This window comes from Cellulomonas sp., assembly GCF_035634735.1.
GTDB lineage: Bacteria > Actinomycetota > Actinomycetes > Actinomycetales > Cellulomonadaceae > Cellulomonas.
In genome coordinates, this window is the sequence record NZ_DASQCJ010000231.1 from 1 (window position 1) to 6,462 (window position 6,462).

General features: G+C 75.4%; 6 protein-coding genes. 3 read left to right on the top strand and 3 right to left on the bottom strand.

The genetic code is table 11. The features are described 5' to 3' along the window. Positions 1–637 (bottom strand): AIR synthase related protein (locus VER05_RS18715; protein ID WP_324846821.1); only part of this gene is annotated, 637 nt, incomplete at its 3' end. A gap of 190 nt (positions 638–827) precedes the next feature. Between VER05_RS18715 and VER05_RS18720 the strand changes: the two genes are divergently transcribed. Beyond that, entirely contained in the window at positions 828–1,391 is a 564-nt protein-coding gene (locus VER05_RS18720; RefSeq protein ID WP_324846822.1) for a YqeB family protein, read from the top strand. A 22-nt stretch (positions 1,392–1,413) separates the two neighbouring features. On the opposite strand, the gene VER05_RS18725 is transcribed toward VER05_RS18720, so the two are convergent. Both VER05_RS18725 and glsA read right to left on the bottom strand, forming a co-directional pair. After that, positions 1,414–3,051 carry an MFS transporter gene (locus VER05_RS18725; RefSeq protein ID WP_324846823.1) on the bottom strand — a complete coding sequence of 546 codons (1,638 nt, stop codon included), beginning with the start codon at positions 3,049–3,051 and terminating at the stop codon, positions 1,414–1,416. After that, the gene (gene glsA, locus VER05_RS18730; RefSeq protein ID WP_324846824.1) at positions 3,048–4,064 is read right to left on the bottom strand and encodes a glutaminase A; all 1,017 of its coding nucleotides are present in this window, start codon (positions 4,062–4,064) and stop codon (positions 3,048–3,050) included. Before glsA ends, VER05_RS18725 begins: the two co-directional genes overlap by 4 nt. A gap of 146 nt (positions 4,065–4,210) precedes the next feature. Here glsA and VER05_RS18735 point away from each other — a divergent pair, with 146 nt between their 5' ends. Both VER05_RS18735 and VER05_RS18740 read left to right on the top strand, forming a co-directional pair. Continuing rightward, positions 4,211–5,059: a DUF2599 domain-containing protein gene (locus tag VER05_RS18735; RefSeq protein WP_324846825.1), complete on the top strand. Its 849-nt coding sequence runs from the start codon at positions 4,211–4,213 to the stop codon at positions 5,057–5,059. Between the two features lie 431 nt (positions 5,060–5,490). Beyond that, positions 5,491–6,462, top strand: a 972-nt coding sequence (locus VER05_RS18740) for an ABC transporter substrate-binding protein (RefSeq protein WP_324846826.1), incomplete at its 3' end; no start/stop codon positions are given.

The window sequence follows — 6,462 nt, forward strand, 5'->3', positions numbered from 1 at the left end:
ACAGCGCGTTCACCAGCGGGTTGCCCTGGTAGGAGGCGTCGAACACGAGCTCGCCGCCGATGTTCGGCAGGCCGAGGGAGTTGCCGTAGCCGCCGACGCCGGACACGACGCCGTGCACCACGCGGGCGGTGTCGGGGTGGTCGACCGCGCCGAACCGCAGCTGGTCCATGACCGCCACCGGGCGCGCGCCCATCGAGATGATGTCGCGGACGATGCCGCCGACGCCGGTCGCGGCGCCCTGGTACGGCTCCACGTAGGACGGGTGGTTGTGCGACTCGACCTTGAACGTCACCGCCCAGCCGTCGCCGATGTCGACGACGCCGGCGTTCTCGCCGATGCCCACCAGCAGGTGCTCGGTCATCTCCGGCGTGACGCGCTCGCCGAACTTCCGCAGGTGGGTCTTGCTCGACTTGTACGAGCAGTGCTCGGACCACGTGACGGAGTACATGGCCAGCTCGGCGGCCGTGGGGCGGCGGCCGAGGATGTCGCGGATCCGCTGGTACTCGTCGGGCTTGAGGCCGAGCTCGGCGAACGGCTGCTCCTGGTCGGGGGTCGCCGCGGCGGCGTCGACGGTGTCGGACGCGTGGCCCGAGGTCGGCTCGGCGGGGTGCTGCGAGGCAGTGGGCGCGCTGGTCATCGAATCCCTCGGGCTGGGGGCCCGCTGCGCGGCGGTCGGGGGACCGGGCCGGCGACGGCGGGCGGGCATCGGCAGACGTGACTCAGGTTACCCGCGCCGGACGCCCCGGCCGGACGTCCGTCCGCGGATGGTCCCGCCCTCCGCACGGAGGGGGACGCGCCCGACGGCCGGGCGCTCGTAGCGTGCCGGCATGACCGCTCCCCGCCCCGGATCCCCCGACGTCCCGCAGGTCCCGGGCCTCCTCGGCGCCCCCGCGTCTCCCGACGCCGGGCCCCCGACCACCGTCCTGACCTACCCGGGACGGGACGTGGCCTGGACGTACGGGCTCCTCGTGGGCGGCGGCGCGGCGCTCGGCGCGACCCTGCACCTGCTGCGCGGCTGGCTGCTCTCGCTGGACGTCCTGCCGTGGCGCGGCGTGCTGGTGACGGTCGACCGGGTGGTCGACGGCTGGGGCGCGTGGGGCGCGGTGGCGCTGGTGGCGGCGGGGGCGCTGCTCGGCTCCGTCGTCGCGGCCGGCGAGGTCGAGAAGGAGCCCCGGTTCGAGGTGTCGCCCGAGCGCGTCGTGGTCGTCCGGGGCCGTCGGCGGCGCACCTACCTGCGCGGCGACGTGCGCGAGGCCCTGCACGACGACGGGGCGCTGGTGCTGCTGGCGACCAACGGGACCGAGCTCGCGCGGACGACGACCGGCATCCCGGGGCCCGACCTCGAGCGGGCGTTCCGGGGCGCGGGCTACGTCTGGGACCCGCACGCCTGAGGCGCGAGCGGGTCCGCCCGCGTCACCGCGTGCGGCCCCGGGACGGGTCCGGCACCTCCCCCGGCCGGTACCGGGGCAGCCGGCTCGCCGGCACGATCGCCGTCGCGCTGATCCCCGCGAGCACCAGCAGGCCCAGCCGGAGCGTGTTCAGCCGGGCCTCCTCGTTGAGCGCCACCGCCGCCGCCACCTGCGCGGGGTCGGCGTCGGTGCCGGCCAGCACCTCGCGCAGCTCGTCGTTGCTGACGAAGTTCACCGCGTCCAGGTCGACCTGGGCCACGAGGCCCGGCGGCAGCTCGGGGTGCTCCACGACGGCCCGCCCGACGTTCACCGACAGGATCGTGACGAGCAGCGCCCCGACGAGCGCGGTGCCGACCGCCGACGCCAGGTTCTGCGTGGTGCCGCGGATCGACCCCACGTCGCCCGCGAGGTACTTCGGCACCGCGGTCACCAGCACGTTGAACACCAGGGTGACGAGCGCGCCCTGCCCGACCCCGAACACCAGCAGCCCGAGGATCGTCGGCAGCGTCTCCCAGTTGTTGGTGACCACCAGCGCCAGCCAGCCCAGCCCGACGGTCGTCAGGACGAAGCCGAACACCCCGATCGTGCGCGGCGGGTACCGCCGGTAGAACCGGACGATCAGCGTCGCGGTGACGAACACGGTGAGGTTGAACGGCATCATCGCCAGGGCGGTGTCGAACGGCGACCGGCCCTGCACGATCTGGATGTAGAGCGGCACGGTGAAGTTGAGCGCCGCCTCCAGCGCCACCACGACGAACATCGCGTACACCGCGGCGCGCTCGCTCGGCGAGGACAGCACCCGCAGGTCGACGAGCGGCGTGCGGCCGGACGCGGCCCGGCGGCGGGTCCACCAGAAGAACGCCTGGCCGAGCACGATGCCGAGCACCACGAGCAGCGGCGCCGGCGACACCCCCGCCACGTCGAACGGGGCGTCGTCGGTCGCGACCAGCGGGCCCCAGGCGTTGAGGTTGTTGAACCCGAGCGTGAGCAGCACGACCGCCAGGCCGATCAGCACCGACGCGACCAGGTCGATCCGCACCTCCCGGTTCCCGCCGTCGGACCGCAGCCGCGTGCTCAGCAGCAGCACCGCCACCGCGAGCGCCAGCACGACGCCGAACACCGGCCGCCAGCCGACGAGCGTGCCGAGCGCCCCGCCGAGGAAGAACGCCGACACCCCGGAGATCGCGCGCGCCGAGCCGAGCGACCCGATCGCCGTCGCCTGCTGCGCCCCGCTGTAGTTCTCCGCGATGAGCGCCACCAGCGACGGCACGATGATCGCCGCGGACGCGCCCGCGACGGCCTGGCCGGCGATGGCCCACCCGACCGTCGGGGACACGATCATCAGCAGCGCCGACCCGGCGAACGCGGCGATCATCACCCGGAACATGACGACCCAGCCGATGCGCTGCCCGAGCTTGGCGCCGGTCATCACCAGCGCCGCGACCGTCAGGCCGTAGACCACGATCGTCGAGCTCACGACGGTCGGCGGCACCCCGAAGTCCTCGACCATGCCGCCCAGCGACACCGGCAGCGCCGCCACGTTGAACGACATGAGGACCTGGGCGAGGAACAGGCCCGCCATCGGCACCCAGGAGCGGCGCTCCTCGGCGGTCCCGGCGGGCGACGGCGCGGTGCTGGTCATGCGGGGGCCTCCGCCCGCTCGGCGACGTGGGCGGCGGACGCGAACAGGTTCAGGCCGAGCGTGCGGCTGAGGTGCGCGGTGGCGAGCCGGCCGCGGACGCTGTTGCCCGCCGGGTCGATCCGGGGCGAGAAGGTGCCGATCGCGCCCTTGCCGGGCGCGACCGCGACGATCCCGCCCGAGACGCCCGACTTGGCCGGGAGGCCGATCTCGAACAGCCACTCCCCCGACCGCTCGTACATCCCGGTCGACGCCAGCACCGCGAGGGCGTCCCGGCACACCTGCGCCGCGACCACCCGCTCGCCGGTGACCGGGTTGACCCCGCCGTCGGCGAGCGTCGCCCCCATCACCGCGAGGTCCCGCGCGTCCACCCGCAGCGCGCACTGCCGGGTGTACACGTCGACGACCGCGAGCGGGTCGGCCTCGATCCGGCCGTAGCTCTCCAGCAGCCGGGCGATGGCCCGGTTGCGCTGGTTGGTGGCCGCCTCGGACGCGTAGACGGCGTCGTCGACCCCGAGGTCCCGGCCCGCGAACCGGCCGAGCCCGGCGACCAGGTGCGCCCACTGCTCCTCCGGCGTCGCGCCGGGCAGCAGCGCCGTCGTGGCGAGGGCACCGGCGTTGACCATCGGGTTCATCGGGTGGCCGTCGTTGAGCTCGACCGCGATCACCGAGTTGAACGCCAGCCCCGTGTTGTTCACGCCGACCCGGTCGCGCACCACCTCGTGGCCGAGCGCCTCGCACGCCAGGGCGTACACGAACGCCTTCGAGATCGACTGGATGCTGAACCCGGCGTCCGCGTCGCCCGCGGCGTGCAGCGCGCCCGAGGTCTCCGCGACGACGACGCCGAACAGCGCCGGGTCGGCCTCCGCGAGCACCGGGATGTAGTCGGCGACCAGCCCCTCGTCCCGGTCGCGGTACCGGGCGTGCGCGTCCCGCACCAGCTCCTCGACCCGGTCCCAGCCGGGCAGCGAGCCCGTCGAGACCTCCTGCCGCACGCCGTCGATCTCGGTGCTCACGCATCCCCCACGTCGTCGCCGGACCCCCGGTGGATCGTGGCACGCGGCGGGCAGCACGTACAGGACCACCTAGGCCGCGGGCCCGCCCGCACGACGTCCCGCGCCCGGGGCCACCGGCGGGCGCCGCCGACCCGCACAATGGCCCGGTGACGCGACGCACCGCACCCGTGGCCCTGGCGGCGGTCGCCCTGCTCGGGCCGCTGCTGCTGGCCGGCTGCACGGCGGGCGGGGGCGGCTCCCCCGCCCCGGCCACCGCGTCCCCGGCGCCGACCGCCGGCGCGGACGACCCCGCCGCGACCGCCGACGTCCCCGGCGCCGCCGAGGCCCGTGCCGCGGGCACCCCGGTGACGTCGGGCGACGCGACGCTCGCCGTGCTCGCCCCCGCCGGGGCCCCGACGGCCGACCCGGCCGACGACGACGCCGTGCTGCTCGCGGTCGCCGTGCCCGCCGACGACCCGGACGCCGGCCTGGTGACCGTCGCGACGCTCGCGCCCCCGGAGGGCGGCACGATCGACGTGCTCGACGACCTGTCCGCCGTGGTCCGGGGCCCCGACGGCGCCGTGCTCGCCGGGCTCACCGCCCCGCTGCTCGACGACCCCGCCGGCCGCACCGTCCGGGTCCGCCCCGGGGCCGACGGCGCCGTCACGTGGCTGGCGGAGAGCGCGGCCGGCTCGGGCGCCGCCGGCGGGACCGTGACCGCGACGTTCGCGGCGACCGCCGTGCTCGACGCGACCTGGCGAGACCTGGCGGACGAGGGCGGCCGCTCGCTCGCGGTCGAGCCCGCCGACTGGGCGCGCCGGGGGAGCCTGGCGGCCGAGGAGGCGGTGTGGTCCGCGCTCGTCGCCGCCGAGCCCGAGGCGGACGCGCAGAACGTCCGCGACCAGCTCACCTGCCACCTGATCGGCGCGCCGGACAAGGCGACCTGGAACCTGGAGCCGTGGCGGCCGGACGTCGGCCTGCTCGAGACGATCGCGGCGCTCTGCAACCCGTCCTGACGGCCCGCGTGCCCGGATGCCGGACCGGCCGTCCCGACCCCCGGTCGGTTGTTGCTACAGTCATCCGCATCATGCGCCTGACGACCCTCCCCGCACGCACCCGCGCCTGTCGACCCGCGTCGACCGCCGCGTGCTGTTGTCGTCGCTGAGCGCCCCGCGTCCCTGACGCCCCCGCGTCCCTGACGCGGCCGGGCGGTCCGCCGCGCCCTCCGCGCGCCGGACCCGCCTCCCGGAGCACCGCTCCGCCCCCTCGTGCGCGCCGCGCCGCCCCGTCCCGGGAATTCCCGACCCACCGGTCTGGTTCCGGTCCTCCGGGGAGCGCGGCGCCGACCCACGCGCCCCGGCCGACGGCACCCCGCCCGACGCCCGGACGCACGACCCACCCCCACGCGCGGCACACCGCCGCGCGGCCCTCCCGGAAGGACACCCCCGTGAGCACCCGTCGCTCCCGCCGCGCCCCGCTCGGCGCCGCCCTGGCCGTCGCCGCCGCCCTGGCGCTGGCCGCCTGCGGCTCCGGCTCGGGCTCCGGCGGCGACTCGTCCGCCGCCTCGGGCACGCCCGACGCCTCGGCCGAGATCGTCATCGGCTCCACCAACGAGCCCACCGGGCTCGTCCGCAACGTCGGCGGCTCGTCCGGCGTCTCGCAGACCATGACCCGCAACGTCTTCGAGGGCCTGACCTCGGTGGACGTCGACGGCCAGGTGATCCCCACGCTCGCCGAGTCCTGGGACGTCTCCGAGGACGGCCTGACCTACACCTTCCACCTGCAGCCGGACGTGACCTTCCACGACGGCACCCCGCTCACCGCGGACGACGTGGTGTGGAGCATCTCCGAGGCCATCGGCCCGGAGTCGAAGTCCGCGCGCAAGAGCGACCTGCTCGTCATCCAGCAGGCCACCGCGGTCGACGACGCCACCGTCGAGCTCGACCTGTCCCGCCCGTCGCAGGGCCTGACGTTCTACCTCGCCTCGGTCACGATCGTGCAGGACGGCGACATGGAGCTCACCAGCGACAACGGCACCGGCCCCTACCGGTTCGTCGAGTGGGTCCAGGGCGACCACCTCACCATCGAGAGGTACGACGGCTACTGGGGCGAGCCCGCGAAGAACGCCGGCGTCACGTTCCGGTTCTTCCAGGACACCACCGCGCTGAACAACGCGCTGCTCACCGGCGACCTGGACCTGGTCATCGCCGAGGACTCCCCGGACCAGCTCGTGCAGTTCGAGGACAACCCGGACTTCACGATCACCGAGGGCACCTCCACCACCAAGCAGCTCTGGGCGTTCAACGACCGCGAGGCGCCGTTCAGCGACGTCCGCGTCCGCCAGGCGCTCTACAAGGCGATCGACCGCGACGCGATCCTGTCGGCGGTCTGGGACGGCTACGGCCAGGTCATCGGCTCG

Bases quoted from the DNA above. Each gene is read 5' to 3' on its own strand.
- VER05_RS18720 (WP_324846822.1), top strand. From the start codon at position 828: ATGACCGCTCCCCGCCCCGGATCCCCCGACGTCCCGCAGGTCCCGGGC.
- VER05_RS18725 (WP_324846823.1), bottom strand. From the start codon at position 3,051: ATGACCAGCACCGCGCCGTCGCCCGCCGGGACCGCCGAGGAGCGCCGC.